Origin of the sequence: Agrobacterium sp. CFBP 3001 (assembly GCF_027871605.1) — a bacterium.
In the GTDB taxonomy this organism is placed as follows: domain Bacteria; phylum Pseudomonadota; class Alphaproteobacteria; order Rhizobiales; family Rhizobiaceae; genus Agrobacterium; species Agrobacterium leguminum.
The window spans coordinates 274,315-291,772 of sequence record NZ_JAQAHD010000004.1 but is presented as its reverse complement, the minus strand read 5'-3'; the positions used below and the strand labels follow the sequence as shown (position 1 = coordinate 291,772).

Genomic DNA, 17,458 nt, shown 5'->3' with positions numbered 1-17,458 from the left:
TCCTTCCGCGCGGGAAATTGGTCGCCATCCGCTTTTTGCGGCGGCGACCCTTTACCGGTGATCAGCTCTTCACGAAGGCCAGCAGATCCGGATTGATGATGTCGGCATGGGTTGTCAGCATGCCGTGCGGATATCCCTTATACACCTTCAGCGTGCCATTCTTCAGCAATTTGACCGACAATTCGGCAGAATCTGCGATCGGCACGACCTGGTCGTCATCGCCGTGGAGAACGAGCGTCGGCACCGTGATCGCCTTCAGGTCTTCCGTCTGATCCGTTTCCGAGAAGGCTTTGACGCCGTCGTAATGGGCCTTGGCGCTGCCCATCATCCCCTGACGCCACCAGTTCTGGATAACACCGGGAAAGACTTTGGCATCCGGACGATTGAAGCCGTAAAACGGACCGGTCGGCACGTCGAGGAAGAACTGGGCGCGGTTTTCGGACACACCCTTGCGGAAGCTGTCAAAGACTTCGATCGGCAGACCGCCGGGATTGGAAGGCGTCTTCAGCATCAGTGGCGGAACGGCGGAGACGAGAACGGCCTTGGCGACCCGGCCCTGCGGTTCGCCGAATTTTGCGACGTAACGCGCGACCTCACCACCGCCAGTCGAGTGTCCGATATGAACAGCGTTCCTGAGATCGAGGTGTTCGGCAACGGCGGATGCATCGGCGGCATAATGATCCATGTCGTGACCGTCGCTCACCTGCTGGGAACGGCCGTGGCCGCGACGGTCATGGGCGACGACGCGGTAACCGTTGTTTACGAAGAACAGCATCTGGGCATCCCAGTCGTCGGAGGATAGCGGCCAGCCGTGATGGAACACGATGGGCTGGGCATCCTTCGGACCCCAATCCTTGAAATAGATATCGACGCCGTCCTTGGTCTTTACGAATGATTCGGTCATTGGAAATGCTCCTTCGTTTCGGGATGAGGTGGATTTTGAAAAGGCTGTTGATGGAACTGCCATCGCAGCGGAAAGGGCGGCACCGGCCAGCAGAAGACGTCGTCTCGAAAGCGCCAGCGTGATTGGATCGTCGGTCATGTCGGTTTCCTGCCTGGCTTCAGCGGGAGCGACGGGTGGTTTCGAACAGGAACCATGTGCGGCGCTCGGTCTCGTCGATCCAGTTTTCGATCAGGCTGGTGGTGGCGTGATCGTTGAGGTCGGAGGTGAGGTTGTGCGTTTGTCGCAGGATGGCGGTCAGCTGCTTGTTGTCCTCGCGCAGTTCGGCGAGCATGTCCTCCGGGGTGACGAAGTCGGCATCATTATCAAGGAGACGCTGGAGGCGGCCGATATGACCGATGGAACGGATGGTAGTGCCGCCGACCTTGCGCGCCCTTTCAGCAATGTCGTCGGTCATCGCGAATATCTGCGCTCCCTGTTCGTCCAGCAGCATGTGATAATCGCGAAAATGCGGGCCGGAAACATGCCAGTGGAAATTCTTGGTCTTGATGTAGAGCGTGAAGACATCCGCCAGCAGGGCGGTCAATGCGGCGGCGATGTCGCGGCTCGCTTCGGCACCGAGGTCAGTCGGCGTTGCGAGTGGAAGCTTGCGGTTGCTGGCAACTGTGGTCATGTCCATGATCGTTCTCCTTTTGCAATCGACCGCCCGATGTTGAGCGCCCCTGTTGCGGCTGTCTGATCGGCACCGAGGATAGAAAGAAGAATGGCTCGGGAGAAATCGGCTGGTGGTACAGTCCACCCGATACCTAAGTGTAGTTTCGGCGGGTTCTCACCCGGGATAGTTTTTGCCTGTCGCCCCGCCCCAGGGCGATTGGCTCGCAGAAGCCATGAACTCCGGTGTCCCCTCTCCCGGAGCCGCGGATCTCCTCCCGATCCGCCAAGGCCGCCCCCGCCGCAGGAGGCGGCCTTTTTCGTTCCGCCCTCCAGGGAGCAGGCAACCTATGCCTGAGTATGATGTTTACCCATCCGCAGTTGCGCTAGCGTCAGCGGGCACGACAATCGTCAATCTGCAAAATCGAAGGAATTCCGACATGGCAGAAGAGCGGCCGGAAGGTATTGAAAAATACGATCATCCCGCTGGCGGCTGGGATGCGTTGAAAGCTGTCGCGAAAACGCTCGCGCATCAGCAGATCGTCGCACAGGGCACGATGACGCTCCTCAAGGCCAATAAGCCCGAAGGTTTCGACTGTCCCGGCTGCGCCTGGCCCGACCCCAAACACACCTCATCGTTCGAGTTCTGTGAAAACGGCGCCAAGGCAATCACCTGGGAATCGACGGCGAAACGATCCGGACCCGAATTTTTCGCGCAGCATACGGTTTCCGAACTGTGGCAATGGACCGACCACAAGCTTGAGGATGCCGGCCGGCTAACCCTTCCCCTGCATTACAATTCCGAAAAGGACCGCTATGAACCGATCGCCTGGGACGATGCCTTCAGCCTGATCGCACGGGAACTCAACAAGCTTGACGACCCCGACAAGGCTGAGTTCTACACGTCCGGCCGGGCATCCAATGAGGCTGCGTTTCTCTACCAGCTTTTCGTGCGCGCCTATGGCACGAACAATTTCCCTGACTGTTCCAATATGTGCCATGAGGCGACAAGCGTCGGCCTTCCGAAATCCATCGGTGTCGGCAAAGGCACGGTGACGCTGGAGGATTTCGATCATGCCGATGCGATCTTCAGCTTCGGCCACAATCCCGGCACCAACCATCCCCGCATGATGACGACTCTGCATAATGCCGCAAAACGCGGCGTGCCGATCGTCGTGTTCAATCCGCTGAAGGAACGCGCGCTGGAGCGCTTCGCCGCGCCGCAGGACCCGATCGAGATGGCGACGCTCTCTTCGACGCCAATCGCCTCCGCCTATCACCAGCTTCGCACCGGAGGCGATCTCGCCGCCCTCAAGGGCATTATGAAGGCGGTGTTCGAACTCGATGCGGAGAGCCTTCAGGCGGACCGCGGCGGCGTACTCGACCGGGCTTTCATCGAGGAACATACCGCAGGCCTCGACGCGCTTCGCGCCGATATCGACGCGACGTCCTGGGATATGATCTGCTCAGTCAGCGGGCTGACGAAGGAGGCTATAGAGAGTGTTGCGAGGATTTATGTGAACGCTTCTAACGTCATCATCTGTTACGGCATGGGTATAACCCAGCACGCCAAGGGTACCAGCAACGTGCAGCAGATCGCCAATCTCCTGCTGCTGCGTGGAAATATGGGTCGCCCCGGGGCGGGAATAGCGCCCATTCGTGGCCATTCCAATGTTCAGGGGGACCGTACCGTCGGCATTACCGAAATCCCGAACAAGGCGCTGTTGGACGGCATGGAGCGCGCTTTCGGTTTCCGCCCATCTGCGGAGAAGGGTCACAACGCGATAGAAGCCGTGGAGGCAATCATCGCCGGCAAATCCCGCGCACTTATCTGCCTCGGCGGCAATCTCGCCGTCGCCATGTCGGATACAGGCGCGACCTTCGAGGGCATGCGCAACCTCGATCTGGCCGTTCATATCGCAACGAAGCTCAACCGCTCTCATCTTTTGACAGCAAAGACATCGCTGATCCTGCCTTGCCTTGGACGCACCGATCTGGATACTCAGGCGTCAGGACCGCAGGCTGTAACAGTCGAGGATTCGATGTCGATGGTGCATGCCTCTCGCGGTTTCCTCAATCCACCAGGGGAACTGGTGAGGTCAGAGCCCGCCATCATCGCCGGCATCGCCAAGGCGACCGTCGGAAACCGTCACGGAATTGATTGGGACTGGCTGATTGCCGATTACGACCGAATCCGTGACAAGATCGAAGAGGTCTTTCCAGATTTCAGGGATTTCAACAGCCGGGTTCGGGTAAAAGGCGGTTTTCGCCTTGATGTCGCGGCCTCCTTCCGCCGTTGGAACACGCAGAGCGGCAGGGCCAATTTCCTCGTCGCCACAGGACTTGAGGAAGACCCGCTCATCTCCAATCCGGAAGCACTCGTGCTGACCACGATCCGCAGTCACGATCAGTACAATACGACGATCTATGGCATGGATGACCGTTATCGCGGCGTCTTCGGCCGAAGGGACATCATCTTCATGAACCGGCACGACCTTGCCGCGCGCGGCCTGAAGGATGGTGATCGCATCGATATTCACGGCATCGGCCCGGAAAATGAGGGCCGACACCTCGTTCAGGGTTTCACGGCGGTCGAATACAATATCCCGAAGGGATCGGCCGCAGGCTATTATCCGGAGATGAATGCGGTGGTGGCGCTCGGCCATTATGACCGCCTTTCCGGAACGCCTTCCTACAAGGGTGTCCCGATCACGGTGAGTCCGGCAGCCGCCTGACGCCCGGAGGCCCGGCGCGCAATGCAACGGTCTTTGCACGCTCTTTTCCCCACCGTTTGGGCTGGACGTCACCTCGGGCCATCAGGCATGGCCTGTGGAAGACGGGCCATATATGCGGATTTTTCGATATATCGCCGTGCCGTTTTACCGCTATCCTGATGTTTCGACGACGGTGGCAACCAAGACCTATGTATAGGTCAGGTTGTGCTGAAAAAACCGTATTGTCGGCAAAAATCGCATCGGGGGAACAATGTCGATTGCGTCAAGGATGTTTCGCGCGCGCGAACCGGAAGGTGGAGCGCACCATCTGGCTTTTGGTCTTGGGGCGCTGGCGCTGGCGGCCGCGGTATTTTACGTTGATACCTATACCGACATAGAAGGCGCGATCGCGGTGCTTTATGTCATCACGGTCCTTTTGGCCGCGCAGACTGTAAGTTGGTCGGGACTGATCGTGATCTCCTGCGCCTGCGCCATTCTTTCCCTCCTGTCCTATGCAGCGACCCACGCGCAGGATGCGGATTTCCAGTCGGCGCTTCGGTTGGTCGTCGCCCTTGCGGCACTTGCCGTCACCACCATGCTGCTTTTGAAAACCGAGACCGCCCGGCTGGCAATGTTGTCCGTCAATGCGGCGCTGAAGGAAAGCGAGGAGCGTTATCGCTCCATTTTCGATCGTACGCGCGTCGCACTTTGGGAACGCGACTATTCGAAGCTTCACGCCCTGCTGATGGGCCTCAAGCAACGGGGCATCACCGACATGCGGGCCCATGCCCGCGCCAATCCGGGTTTTACGCAGCAATGCATCGATCTCATCACCGTCGTTGCATCGAATGAAGCCGGAAAGGAAATGCTGGGTTACGATTCCTCTATCCGCGGCACCCTTCAGCGATCGGTCGTGTCTTCATCCGGCAAGTTCGTCGATGTGCTGCAGGCGATCATCGACAATCAGGGTGTCTTTGAAGACAAGGTGGTGGTGCGCACCGACAGCGGCGAAGACAAGCTGGTGCTTCTTTCAATCAGTTTCCCCGCGGAGGCGGCCTCCTTCAATCGTGTGGTGGTCAGCATGGTGGATATCACCCAGCGCGAAATGGCGCTGAAGGCGCTGGCTGAAGCTCAGGCGGAATTGACAAAGGCCTCGAAGGCGGCGGCCGTCGGAGCCATGTCCGCATCGCTCTCCCACGAACTGAACCAGCCGCTTGGCGCCATCATCGTCAATGCGCAGACATTGCTGCGCTGGCTCGATCGCGATCCGCCGGATCTCGCCGCCGCCCGCCGCTCGGCCGAACGCATGATCCGCGACGGGCAGCGCGCTAGTGAAATCATCCAGAACACGCGCAGCCTGCTCGCCCATACGAGCGGCAAGGTGGAAACCTTCGACCTCGATGAGTTCATCGACGAAACGCTAAGCCTTCTCGAACATGAGCTGGAACGCAGCAGAAGCACGGTGCATGTGGAAAAAGCGGCCACGCCGCCGATAACAGCCGTCAGGATCGAATTGCAGCAGGTCCTCATCAATCTTCTCACAAACGCCATTCAGGCCATGGAAGAGGCGGGCACCGTCAATCGCACCATCACGGTGCGGAAGGAACGTGAAGACAGGGACAATATTCATATTGCGGTTCACGACAACGGACCGGGTTTCCCGGCGCAGATGAAGGAAAAGCTGTTTTCGCCGTTTTTCACGACCAAGGAAACGGGAATGGGCATGGGGCTTTCCATCTGCCGCACGACACTCGAAGCACGGGGCGGCAGACTTACTGGTGACAATCATCCTCTCGGCGGGGCGGTCTTTACCATTTCCATGCCGATCAGCCAGGAGATGGAACATGCCTGAGCAACGCAGGACGACAAAGGAGCCGCTGTCACCCATCGTGTTCATCGTCGACGACGATGTGTCGATGCGCGAGGCGCTCACCGATCTTTTCCGCTCCATGAAGTTCGATGCCGAAGCTTTCGACAGCGCCGGCGCCTTTCTTGAAAAAGCCAATCTGAACCGGCCTGGCTGCCTGCTGCTTGATGTGCGGCTTCCGGGCATAAGCGGCCTGGATTTCCAGATGCAGCTGGAACGCGTCGGCAACCGGATGCCGATCATTTTCATGACCGGCTTCGGCGATATTCCGATGAGCGTGCGGGCGATGAAGGCGGGCGCCGTGGATTTTCTGACCAAGCCCTTCAAGGAACAGGACATTCTCGACGCTGTCGCGGCCGCGATGGAGCGGGATGCGTCACGACGCCGCGAAAGCGCCCAGAACGACGCCGTCACCTCCCTTGCCGAACAACTGACGCCAAGAGAACGCGAGGTCATGGGCGCCGTTGTCCGCGGCCTGATGAACAAGCAGATCGCCTACGAACTCGGCATAAGCGAGGTCACCGTGAAGCTGCATCGGGGCAATGTCATGCGCAAGATGGAGGCGAGATCCCTCGCCGATCTCGTGCGCAAAGCGGAGCTGATCGGCGAGAAGCTACGGCCACCTGTATCTTAGTATGGTATCTTTGATAGCGGCATGGGCGCATAGAAGAAGAAAGAAAAACAGAAAAGGTCGCTTTCATTGCCCCCCGTTCCCGTCATTGCTGTCGTCGACGACGATCCCGCCATTCGCGAAGCCATGGATGATCTGATCATGTCCTTTGGTTACGAATGCCGCCTGTTTGCTTCTGCCGAAGAATTCCTGGAATCGAAGCAGCAGGCGGGCATCGACTGCATCGTCGTGGACGTGAAAATGCCCGGTCTTTCCGGCATCGAGTTGCAGAGCGAGCTGAACCGGCGCGGCGACCATCCGCCCATGATCTTCGTCACCTCCTATCAGGATGAGCGCACCCGGAACGCGGCTTTGAACGGCGGCGCATTGGCCTTTCTCGGCAAGCCAGTCAATATCGTCAGTCTGATCGGATGCCTGCAATCCGTGCTCAACGCGCAATCCTGACGACAATCTTTCCCGAGTGAAATCCATCGCTATTTCATGCTCCGACGCGTGCGTCCGGGCATGCGTTGTCGTTGGGCGAGCGCCATTTCCTGGATTGTTTCGCCGCCAAGACGTTCCGCTATACGAACTAGACCTCTGTATAGATGCCGGCCCCGCCTCTCCGCCGTAACCTTTGCTCCAGTCAAGCGCCTCCCTTCCGGACGCTCCCGACGACACCACCACCCATTTCAGGAGCAGGGCATGACCTCCATCAGCAAGAATGCCGACGCGCAAAGACGGCGTCACCTCAAAGTCGCAGCAATGTTGGTTCTGGGTGCGGTCGCCTTGTTCGGAGGAAATGTACTCCTGATCAGGGATAGCGAGCCGGCGCTCGCGGCCTCCGAAGACGTCGCATCAGCCAGCGCCTTCCGCATCCTCACACCGCAGACGATCGACAGGCCTTACGGACATTCCGCGCCTGTCGCGTCTGCCGGCGATGCAACCGAAGGCAAAGAGACTGTAGCGGCCACCGACGACACATCCTGCGTCGCCATGCGCGCCGCCCGAAAAACGGACCGGCACGACACGCTGGATCCAAAAGCCTTCTGTCAGCTCCAACACCGCCTCTTCAATGCCGAGCTGATCGACCGCATCGCCTTGCTCCAACTCGCATCACAGACCCACACAATCGACACCTCGTCCCAACTCGCTATGAACAAGGAGTTCTGAAATGGAAACGTTGACCAGACGCGCAGTCCTCGCAATCGGCGCCGTCGGCGGCACCGCCCTTGCCGCCAGCGCGGCCGGAGCAGCATCTTTCGGCAATCCCGATCAGCCCGCCGAGGGAGCAATTAATGCCAATGCCGCCGGCCTCAGCGATCCCGGCCCGAAGAACCCTGCGATCAACAACCAGTTTCCGTCTTTCCAGAGCCCACCGGCGACCGATGTTGGCGACATGCAGCTTTTCTGGGGTTCGTTCAACAACGCCGCCAAACGTATCCAGAATGGCGGCTGGGCACGTCAGGTGACCAAGTCGGACTTCGCGATTTCGGATGCCGTGTCCGGCGTCAACATGCGGCTCGGACCGGGCGGCATTCGTGAGATGCACTGGCACCGCGCCGCAGAATGGGCGATCATGACCAACGGGCGTTGCCGCATCACGGTGCTCGATACGCAGGGCCGCGCTTATGTGCAGGATGTGGAGGCCGGTGATCTCTGGTATTTTCCGGCCGGCTACCCCCATTCGCTGCAGGGACTTGGTCCCGACGGTTGCGAATTCGTCATCGTGTTCGACGAAGGCGACCAGTCCGAATATGGCACCCTGCTTCTCACCGACTGGTTGGCGCACACCTCGCCCGAGCTGCTGGCAAAGAATTTCGGCGTCGTGCCGGACGTGTTCCGGAACATTCCACTGCAGAACCTCTGGATATTCCAGGGCAAGGAGCCTGGACCGCTCTCCCGGGATCAGGAAGCCGTTGCCGGCGCGGGGCTTCCGCCGTTCCCGTTCACCTATAAACTCGCGGCATCAAAACCACTGAAGGAAAACGCTGCCGGCGTCATTCGTCTCGCCGACAGCAGCGCCTTTACCGTGTCCAAAACCATCGCCGCCGCCATCGAAACGATCAAGCCCGGCGGGGTGCGCGAAATGCACTGGCACCCCAACGCGGACGAATGGCAATACTGGATCAAGGGTGAAGGCCGAATGACCGTGTTCGACGCGGGGCCACGCAGCCAGACCGCGGATTTCCGTGCTGGCGACATTGGCTACGTGAAGAGGAGCCAGGGCCACATCATCGAAAATACCGGCAAGACCGACCTGCAATTCGTCGCGGTCTTCAAGACCGCCGAATACCAGGAGGTCAGCCTGTCGTCCTGGCTGACCCACACCCCGCCGGCGCTCGTGGCCCAGCATCTCAACGTCAGCATCGAGGATGTGGCGAAGTTTCCCGCAAACCAGCCGGCGATCATGCCGGGCTGAACATCCTGCCCACACTTTGACCGGCGTTTCGGCATACCCGATCCGCAGGTCTTCCAAGACAGGACGCAACGCAAAACCAGTATCGAAAGTCAGGAACAGCCATGAAACCATTGACGATCCGGATCGCCGGCGGCTCGCTTGCCGGTCTCTTCACGGCGACATTGCTTCAGCAGGACGGGCACGATGTGAAAGTCTACGAACGCTCTGCATCCGGCCTCGCAGGGCGTGGTGCAGGACTGGTGCCACAGCAGGAATTATTCGAGGTTCTAGACCAGATCGGCTGCGAAGACGTCTCCCATGTCGGTGTGGTTGCAAAGGAGCGCATCTACCTCGACGCCGGCGGCCACGTCGCCCAGCGCCAGAAGACGCCGCAGATGCAGATTTCATGGGACTATCTCTTCGAGAGCGTATCCTCCCGCCTCCTCGCCGATACCTATCGTCTCGGACACCATATCAACGCGGTTCGGGAAGGCCCTGATGGAGTGACACTATCCTTCACCGACGGCACGGAAGACCGCGCCGATCTGGTGATCGGCGCGGATGGCCTGGGTTCGGTCATACGCAAGGCGGTTAATCGTCATTCAGAAAACGCCTTTGCGGGTTACGTCGCCTGGCGCGGACTGATCCTGGAAACCAAATTGCCGGCCGATGCATCCCTGCTGCTCGACCGCTTCGCTTTTTATATCGCACCCGGCATTCATGTTTTGGGTTACCTCGTGCCGGGCCCAAAGGGTGAGACACAACAGGGACAGCGCCGTTACAACTGGGTATGGTATCGCCCCACACCGGCTGACGAGCTGCCCCGCACCTTCGCCGGCCGCGACGGCAGGCATTTCGAGCATTCGCTCCCCCGAGGTGAGCTGGCCGAACAGCGCCGCGAGCAACTGCGCAGCGACGCGTTTTCCCTTCTGCCGCCGCAACTGGCTCTTGCGGTCGAAGCCGAGGAAACCCCATCGATCCAGGGCATTTTTGACTATGAGGCTGAACAGATGGTGTCGCCACATATGGCGCTGGTCGGGGATTCCGCCTTTGTGGTTCGCCCTCACACCGCAATGGGCGTTTCCAAGGCCGCAGGCGACGCAATGGCACTACGCGACGCCCTGCGACAGACGGACGACCTGCCTGCAGCCCTTTCACGATATCAGAAAACCCGCCTGCCGGTGGGCAAGTCAATCGCCGCCTATGGCCGGAGGCTTGCCGAGACCGCGATCTGAAGACGGGTCAAAATCAGGTCCGCCCGGCGTCATTGTTGTCCGCGACTTGTGCCTACGGCTAAGCGCAGGGGGTCATCCGGATTTTGCGATCAGGGCGCGAAATCGCTCGCTCATTTCAGGGTTGGCGGGATTATAGACCATCATGTTGAGATCCGAGCGTCCCTCCACCGCAAAGCATGAAAACTCCAGTTCGATTGTTCCCAGAACCGGATGGTGTAGGCGCTTGAGGCCCTCGTGCATGCTTGTGACCTCGTTGTCATCCCACATGGCCTTGAATTCGGGGCTGGCGGCCGAGAGCTCATCGACAAGTTGCTGGATGCCGGCGCCAGCGCCGGCGCGCGCGGCATCTGCCCGGAACGCGCCGACCACGTAGCGGGCGACATTGCGCCAGTCCTCCTGGGCAGTGCGCACCCGATCATCGGAGAAAATCAGACGCAGAATGTTGCGGTTCTCCCTCGCCAGTTTGCTGTAATCCGTGAGGATGACGGCGGCGGCCCGGTTCCATGCCAGGACGTCCCATGTCGCCGTTCTGATGATCGCGGGGCTGAAGGGCAACGCGTCAAGCACGCCCTGAAGACGGGGCGTTATCGTCTCGGGCTGACGATAACGCTGCTCGGGCAGATGTCCGAAGGCCAATATATGCAGGTGGTCGCGCTCAGGATCGGTCAGCATCAGTCCTTTGGCGATACGATCCAGCACATCCGCCGAGGGCGAACCGCCGCGACCCTGCTCCAGCCACGTATACCAGGTCGGACTTATGTTGGCACGCTGGGCGACCTCCTCCCGGCGCAGACCCGGTGTGCGGCGGCGGCCGATGGGAAAACCAAACGTTGCAGGATCAAGCCGCAGGCGGCGATCACGCAGGAAGGTGCTAAGTGCATTCTCCGTCATTACATTTCTCGCCGCAGCCTGTTGAGAATTATACCATGATAAAGTCACTACTTTAACAGGACAATTCTTCATGAGATCACCCTCCCCGTCAACGCGGGAGATTTTGTATGCGTGTTTTTCTGACAGGTGCCACCGGGTTCATCGGCTCCCGGATTCTTCGTGAACTGCTCATCGCCGGCCATGAGGTAGTCGGCCTCACCCGCTCGGAGGCCGGCGCAAAAGCGCTGCAGGCCGCTGGAGCTTCCGCCCACATCGCAACGCTGGAAGATGCGGCCAGACTCGCCGGGGGTGCAGAGACTGCCGATGCCGTCATCCATACGGCTTTCGACCATGATTTCGCGAATTTCGCCGCCAATTGCGAAAAGGATCGCCGGGTGATCGCGGCGCTCGGTGCCGTATTGGCTGGTTCCGACAGGCCGATGCTCATCACCTCAGGGGTCGGCATGGGTGACCCCGGCAATGGCGAACCCGCCCGGGAGGATGTGTTCGATACGCATCATTTCAATCCGCGCATCGCCTCGGAACTCGCGGGCCAGGAGCAATTGCAGGCGGGCGTCAATCTCGGCGTCGTCCGGCTCCCGCAGGTGCATGACACGGTAAAACAGGGCCTCATCTCGCCCTATATCGAGATGTCGCGCGAAAAAGGCATTGTCGCTTATGTCGAGGACGGCGGCAATCGCTGGTCAGCCGGGCATGTGGACGATGTGGCGAAGCTCTACGTGATGGCGCTCCTTCGGGCGGAGCGGGGTGCTCGCTATAATGCCGTGGCGGAAGAAGGCGTTGTGGTGCGCGATATTGCCGGGATAGTTGCCGAGAGGCTTGGGCTGCCGCTCGTTTCCATAGGCAAAGAGGACGCCGCCGGCCATTTCGGCTGGTTTGCCCTGTTCGCCGCCATGGATCTTACGGCCTCCAGCGCGCTCACCCGGGAGAAACTCGGCTGGATACCCACTGGACCGGGCCTGCTCGACGATCTCAGAGCCATGGACTACGCGACGATCGAATAACCGGCAGGCAGGCGTCCGCCTCACGCCTGTCGTCAGGATCAGATGCGGCGAAGATGGCAACACGGCAGCACCGGGAAAACCGATGCTGCTTCCAAACATGGTGGATGTTCAGGTGGCAGGCATCACTTGCCCGACGCCCGTCTGCCAAGGCCCAGCAGGTGGTAAAAGGCAATCGCTCCGATTGTTGCCGTGCCGATGCCATCGAGCGTGAAGCCCGCGACATTGAGCTTGAAGTTGCCGGCGCCCAGCACCAGCGCGATACCCACGGTGATGAGGTTGCGCGGCTCGGAAAAATCGACCCTGTTTTCAACCCAGATCCGCCCAGCTGTCGCCGCGATGAGGCCGAAGACCACGACGGAAAGGCCGCCGATGACCGGTCCGGGGATGGTCTGAATGAGCGCACCGAATTTCGGCGAAAAGCCGAGAATGATGGCCACCAGTGCAGCTACGACGAAGACGAGCGTCGAGAAAATGCGGGTTATCGCCATGACACCCATGTTTTCGGCATAGGTCGTCATGCCGGTTCCACCGAAGGCGCCTGAGAACATCGTCGCAATGCCGTCACCGATAAAGGCGCGACCGAGATAACGATCGAGGTTCTGCCCGGTCATCGCGCCTATCGCCTTGATATGCCCGAGATTTTCCGCCACGAGAATGACGACGACCGGAGCAATCAGCGCAATCGCGGAGCCGGAAAATACCGGCGCGGTGAATGTCGGCAGACCGAACCACGATGCGGCCGCAACGCCTGCAAAATCGACCGGTTTGCCGAGACCGAGGCCGTTCGCCACCACGAGATAAGCGATATAGGCAATCGCGCCGCCGAGAAGAATGGGCAAGCGGCGCGCCATGCCGGGCGCATAGACAGCAATCGCGCCGACCGATGTGACAGTCAGGATCGCAATCCAGCGCGACAGCTGGTCGCCGTCGGGATTGCCCGGGCCGGAGCCGGAAGCGCTTGCAATCGCAATGGGTGCGAGAACGAGACCGATTGCCGCAACGATCGCGCCGGTCAGAACCGGCGGCATCAGCTTTTCGATCCAGTCATGGCCGGCGATCATGACGATGACGCCGATCAGGGCATAAAGCACACCTGCGGCGATGATGCCGCCGAGCGCCAGCGCGATATCAGGGCTCGCCGCGCCCGCGGCCGCACCCGTTGCCACGAGCACCGGTCCGATGAACGCAAAGGAAGAGCCAAGATAGCTCGGGACACGTCCGCCAACGGCGATGAAGAAAATCAGTGTCGAGATGCCCGAAAACAGGATAGAGACGTTCGGATCAAACCCCATGATCAATGGTGCAAGAACCGTCGATCCGAACATCGCCACGACATGCTGAAGACCGAGCACCGCCGTCTGCCCCGCAGGCAGACGCTCATCGGGCAGGATGCGCCCTTCGGTTTTCAGTCGCCAGCGCGGAAAATAACCACCGGTATCACTCATGTCGCCCCCCAGGAAACAGCCGGCACGCGCTTCCCGGGTTTTCCGGTTTCAGTTCGTCGCCGTGCAAAAGATTTGCTTTTTATGATTTGCGCCCGCCTCCGGAGATCGAATCGGCAGCCGATGCATCTTTTCTCCGTTAGCGCGATCGGCTGCACCTGTCATCGGCAACGGACCGTTTCCCACCGTTACGCATTCCGGCGCGGAACAATCAGCTCCCGCGCCGGTAAAATGATACCAGATCGACGGTATTAGCGCGCTTTTTCAAGCGCCGTCAGAATCTCATAGGCCGCCGAAACCCGCTCCTCATTGGGGTAGTTTTTATTGGCCAGAATGACGATGCCCAATTTCTGCTTTGGTATGAACGCCACATAAGCGCCAAAACCATTGGTGGAGCCGGTCTTGTTGATGAAGACATCCTGGCGCGGCTTCATGGGCGGCGAGATTTCGGAGACCGGAACAGTCTTGAGCAGGGCACCGGAATTCAGCTCTCGCAATGTCTTCAGCGGTGCGGGATGGGTATATTGCTCCCAGACCATGTCCTGCGTCATTGCGCCGACGCTGAAATATCCCGTATGGGTGTTGGTGAGCGCCTGCTGGATTTTTCCGTCCAGCTTTTCCAGTCCCATATTCGCATTGACGAAACGGATCATATCCTCCGCTGTCGATTTGACGCCGTAGGCTTCCCAAGAGAGAACGGCGGGTGTCACGCGGGCGGGCTCGCCCGTTCGCTTATAGCCCTGCGCGTAATCGGCCATCTTTGCCTCAGGCACCACGGTAAAGGTGTTCTTCAAGCCCAGAGCGGGAAAGAGCGTATCTTTCATGGCGTCATCGAAGCTTTGGCCCATGGCCTTTGCGGTGATGTATCCGAGCATTCCGATGCTGGGATTGGCATAAGTTCTGTGTGTTCCGGGCTTGTATGAGGGTTTCCAGGCCTTGAGATAGGCCAGCAACTGCTGCTCCGTCTTGACGTTATCCGGCACCTGCAACGGAAAGCCGCCGGCGGTGTGGGTGCCGAGTTGCATCAGCGTGACATCACCGAAGGGCTTGCCTTTCATGGAGGGAAGATAATTTTCCACCTTGCTCGAGAGCGAAAGCCGGCCATTCATTTCGGCATAGGTGCTGAGGGTGACCGTGAAAGTCTTGGAGATGGAGCCGAGTTCGAAAAGCGTCTGCGCCGTCACCTGCTGGCCCGAGCTTTTGGACATGACGCCATAGGTGAAGATGTGGCTTTCGCCATCGACACTGATACCAACGGCAAGGCCCGGAATGCCGTTTTTCTCCATGACCGGTTTGATCGCTGCATCCGTTATCGCTTTCAGCTTCGCATCATCGGCGGCGAGCGCCTGCGTGAACAGGCCCGTCGAAAGCAAAGTGGCCAGTGCGATATGTCTGCGATTAAGTTTCATCTTTCGCGTTCTCCAAAACCTAGGGTGGATTTTCAGCCCGTGGGCCGTTCCCAGCGAAAGACGTTTAACCGGCCTACATTGCACGAACAAATCATGATATCTCGGAGAAGACACAAGAAAATCTAGGTCTCGAATGGTTCGGCAATTTCTTCCCCTGAACGGCTTACGGGCTTTTGAGGCATCGGCGCGGCACCTGAGCTTCACCCGCGCGGCCATCGAATTATGTGTGACGCAGGCGGCTGTGAGCCAGCAGGTGAAAGGGCTGGAAAAGCGACTTGGCGTTTCGCTTTTTCAGCGGCTTCCGCGCGGCCTGAAGATTACCGCCGAAGGCGAGGCCCTGCTGCCGACGGTGACAAGTTCCTTCGACCAGATGGCGACGACGCTCGACCGGATCGAGGCCGGTCAGGTGCGCGAACTGCTGTTTCTGGGTGTTGTGGGAACCTTTGCCGTGGGCTGGCTGCTGCCCCGGCTGAAGGCGTTTCAGAAGCAGCATCCCTTCATCGATGTCAGGGTTTCCACCAATAATAACCGGGTGGATATGGCGGCTGAAGGGCTGGATTTCGCCATTCGTTTCGGCCAGGGCTCCTGGCATGGCACGGATGCCTTTCGGTTATTCGAGGCGCCTCTCTCCCCGCTCTGCACGCCGAAACTGGCAGAGACACTGAAAACGCCCGCTGATCTGATGGAAGCGACGCTGCTGCGCAGCTACAGGGCCGATGAATGGAGCAACTGGTTTGCCGCGGCCGGCGTGACGCCCGCCGCGCAGGTGAATGCCGGCATTGTTTTCGATACGTCTCTGGGCATGATGGAGGCCGCCCTGCAGGGGCTGGGCGTGGCGCTGGCGCCGCCATCGATGTTTTCGCGGCATCTCGCCTCCGGCGCGATCATCCAGCCTTTTCCGGTTACCATTTCGCTCGGAAGCTATTGGCTGACCCGGCTGCAATCGAAACCGCCGACACCCGCCATGCAGGCCTTTTCCGACTGGATGTTCAATAGCATAGGCTCTGCGGAATAAGGCCTATGCCAGGGCGAGCAGAACGCCGCCGGCCGCGCAGAGGACCACCACGGCCCATGGCGGGCTTTTCCAGATCGTCAACAGGATGAAGCCAGTGAGCGCCAGGGTGAAATCCTTCGGGGTGAAGATGGCGCTTGTCCAGACCGGATCATAAAGCGCTGCGCCCAAAATGCCGACGACAGCGGCATTTGCGCCGCGCATGGCAGCCTGCGCCAAAAGGTGCTTGCGGAACCCTTCCCAGAAGGGCAGCGCGCCGACGAGTAGCAACATGCCGGGCAGGAAGATCGCGACAAGGGCGATAGCCGCACCTGCAACGCCGTTGGGCTGTGGCCCTGCCACCGCACCGAGATAGGCGGCGAAGGTGAAGAGCGGGCCGGGCACGGCCTGGGTTGCGCCATATCCGGCGATGAAGGCATCTTCCGTAACCCAGCCCGTGGCGACGACTTCCGATTGCAGCAGCGGGAGCACCACGTGCCCGCCACCGAAAACCAACGCGCCGGCGCGATAAAAGGCATCGAACAAGGAGAGGCCCTGTGACGCCGCGACCGCCGCAAGCAGCGGCAGGAGGCCAAGAAGCAGGGCAAAGGTGGCGAGCGCAATGTATCCCGCACTTTTTGGCACCCGGAAGGCGAGATGGGTGGCCTGCCGCGCGGCATCGGCGCGACACAAGGCAAGCCCGGCGAGCGCGCCGACGGCAAGCGCCAGGATCTGCCCGAAGGCGCCGGCGACAAACACGACGCAGACGATGCCGGCAAGCGCGATGCTGGCCCGCTCACGATCCGGCGCAAGGCCTTTTGCCATGCCCCAGACCGCCTGCGCCACGACGGCGACGGCGACGATTTTCAGCCCATGCAGGAGGCCGGTGCCGACTGGCCCTTCGATGGAGGCGGCGACCATGGCGAAGAAAAACAGGAGAATGGCGGATGGCAGGGTAAAGGCCGTCCAGGCCGCCAGCGCACCGAGCGGGCCTGCCCGCAGCAGCCCGAGCGCAAACCCCACCTGGCTGGAGGCCGGGCCGGGAAGAAACTGGCACAGCGCCACAAGATCGGCATAACCGGCCTCGTCGATCCATTTGCGCCGCACGACCAGTTCATCGCGAAAATAACCGAGATGCGCGATGGGGCCGCCGAAGGAGGTGACGCCAAGCTTCAGGAAAGCTGCGAAAACTTCGTTGGGCGTTCCCTGTTTGTGGCTGTCAGCTTCAGTGGGCATTGCCTGTGTTGACGACTTCACGAAAGAACTCCCTGCGTGCAACGACTGTTCGTCAACACTATCGGCCTCAAAACGATTTCGGTATCAGACACTATTACGACAGGGA

General features: G+C 59.9%; 15 protein-coding genes. 9 read left to right on the top strand and 6 right to left on the bottom strand.

All coding sequences use genetic code 11. From position 1 onward, the window contains the following. Positions 1 to 61: 61 nt before the first annotated feature. Both PH605_RS08295 and PH605_RS08290 read right to left on the bottom strand, forming a co-directional pair. Complete coding sequence (locus tag PH605_RS08295; RefSeq protein WP_142844500.1) at positions 62 to 1,042, bottom strand: alpha/beta fold hydrolase; 981 nt, start codon at positions 1,040 to 1,042, stop codon at positions 62 to 64. A gap of 19 nt (positions 1,043 to 1,061) precedes the next feature. Then, on the bottom strand, positions 1,062 to 1,580 hold the full coding sequence (locus tag PH605_RS08290; protein WP_065656035.1) for a Dps family protein: 519 nt from the start codon (positions 1,578 to 1,580) through the stop codon (positions 1,062 to 1,064). A 412-nt stretch (positions 1,581 to 1,992) separates the two neighbouring features. Between PH605_RS08290 and PH605_RS08285 the strand changes: the two genes are divergently transcribed. From PH605_RS08285 to PH605_RS08255, 7 genes are all read left to right on the top strand, one after another. Then, positions 1,993 to 4,287, top strand: coding sequence for an FdhF/YdeP family oxidoreductase (locus PH605_RS08285; RefSeq protein WP_065656036.1), 2,295 nt, complete (start codon positions 1,993 to 1,995; stop codon positions 4,285 to 4,287). A gap of 250 nt (positions 4,288 to 4,537) precedes the next feature. Continuing rightward, positions 4,538 to 6,118, top strand: coding sequence for a PAS domain-containing sensor histidine kinase (locus PH605_RS08280; protein ID WP_142844501.1), 1,581 nt, complete (start codon positions 4,538 to 4,540; stop codon positions 6,116 to 6,118). Continuing rightward, positions 6,111 to 6,767, top strand: coding sequence for a response regulator transcription factor (locus PH605_RS08275; RefSeq protein ID WP_142844502.1), 657 nt, complete (start codon positions 6,111 to 6,113; stop codon positions 6,765 to 6,767). The genes PH605_RS08280 and PH605_RS08275 overlap by 8 nt, the downstream gene beginning before the upstream one ends. A gap of 66 nt (positions 6,768 to 6,833) precedes the next feature. Then, complete coding sequence (locus tag PH605_RS08270; RefSeq protein ID WP_080820869.1) at positions 6,834 to 7,208, top strand: response regulator transcription factor; 375 nt, start codon at positions 6,834 to 6,836, stop codon at positions 7,206 to 7,208. Between the two features lie 240 nt (positions 7,209 to 7,448). Beyond that, entirely contained in the window at positions 7,449 to 7,916 is a 468-nt protein-coding gene (locus tag PH605_RS08265; RefSeq protein WP_065656040.1) for a hypothetical protein, read from the top strand. A 1-nt stretch (position 7,917) separates the two neighbouring features. After that, on the top strand, positions 7,918 to 9,165 hold the full coding sequence (locus tag PH605_RS08260) for an oxalate decarboxylase family bicupin (protein WP_142844503.1): 1,248 nt from the start codon (positions 7,918 to 7,920) through the stop codon (positions 9,163 to 9,165). 101 nt (positions 9,166 to 9,266) lie between these two features. Further along, positions 9,267 to 10,379: an FAD binding domain-containing protein gene (locus tag PH605_RS08255; RefSeq protein WP_142844504.1), complete on the top strand. Its 1,113-nt coding sequence runs from the start codon at positions 9,267 to 9,269 to the stop codon at positions 10,377 to 10,379. Positions 10,380 to 10,451: 72 nt separating this feature from the next. Here PH605_RS08255 and PH605_RS08250 read toward each other — a convergent pair whose 3' ends face one another. Beyond that, positions 10,452 to 11,270: a helix-turn-helix transcriptional regulator gene (locus PH605_RS08250; protein WP_142844505.1), complete on the bottom strand. Its 819-nt coding sequence runs from the start codon at positions 11,268 to 11,270 to the stop codon at positions 10,452 to 10,454. A 107-nt stretch (positions 11,271 to 11,377) separates the two neighbouring features. On the opposite strand from PH605_RS08250, the gene PH605_RS08245 reads away from it, so the two are divergent. Next, a complete protein-coding gene (locus tag PH605_RS08245; RefSeq protein WP_142844506.1) occupies positions 11,378 to 12,274 on the top strand; it encodes an SDR family oxidoreductase in 897 nt (298 codons plus the stop codon). A gap of 122 nt (positions 12,275 to 12,396) precedes the next feature. Here the strand turns inward: PH605_RS08245 and PH605_RS08240 are convergent, their stop codons facing one another. Beyond that, entirely contained in the window at positions 12,397 to 13,719 is a 1,323-nt protein-coding gene (locus PH605_RS08240) for a solute carrier family 23 protein (RefSeq protein ID WP_078053583.1), read from the bottom strand. A gap of 248 nt (positions 13,720 to 13,967) precedes the next feature. Continuing rightward, entirely contained in the window at positions 13,968 to 15,125 is a 1,158-nt protein-coding gene (gene ampC / locus PH605_RS08235) for a class C beta-lactamase (protein WP_142844507.1), read from the bottom strand. A gap of 133 nt (positions 15,126 to 15,258) precedes the next feature. Here ampC and gcvA point away from each other — a divergent pair, with 133 nt between their 5' ends. Beyond that, positions 15,259 to 16,140 carry a transcriptional regulator GcvA gene (gene gcvA / locus PH605_RS08230; RefSeq protein WP_142844508.1) on the top strand — a complete coding sequence of 294 codons (882 nt, stop codon included), beginning with the start codon at positions 15,259 to 15,261 and terminating at the stop codon, positions 16,138 to 16,140. A 3-nt stretch (positions 16,141 to 16,143) separates the two neighbouring features. On the opposite strand, the gene chrA is transcribed toward gcvA, so the two are convergent. Continuing rightward, a complete protein-coding gene (gene chrA, locus PH605_RS08225; RefSeq protein WP_142844624.1) occupies positions 16,144 to 17,352 on the bottom strand; it encodes a chromate efflux transporter in 1,209 nt (402 codons plus the stop codon). Positions 17,353 to 17,458 lie beyond the last annotated feature (106 nt).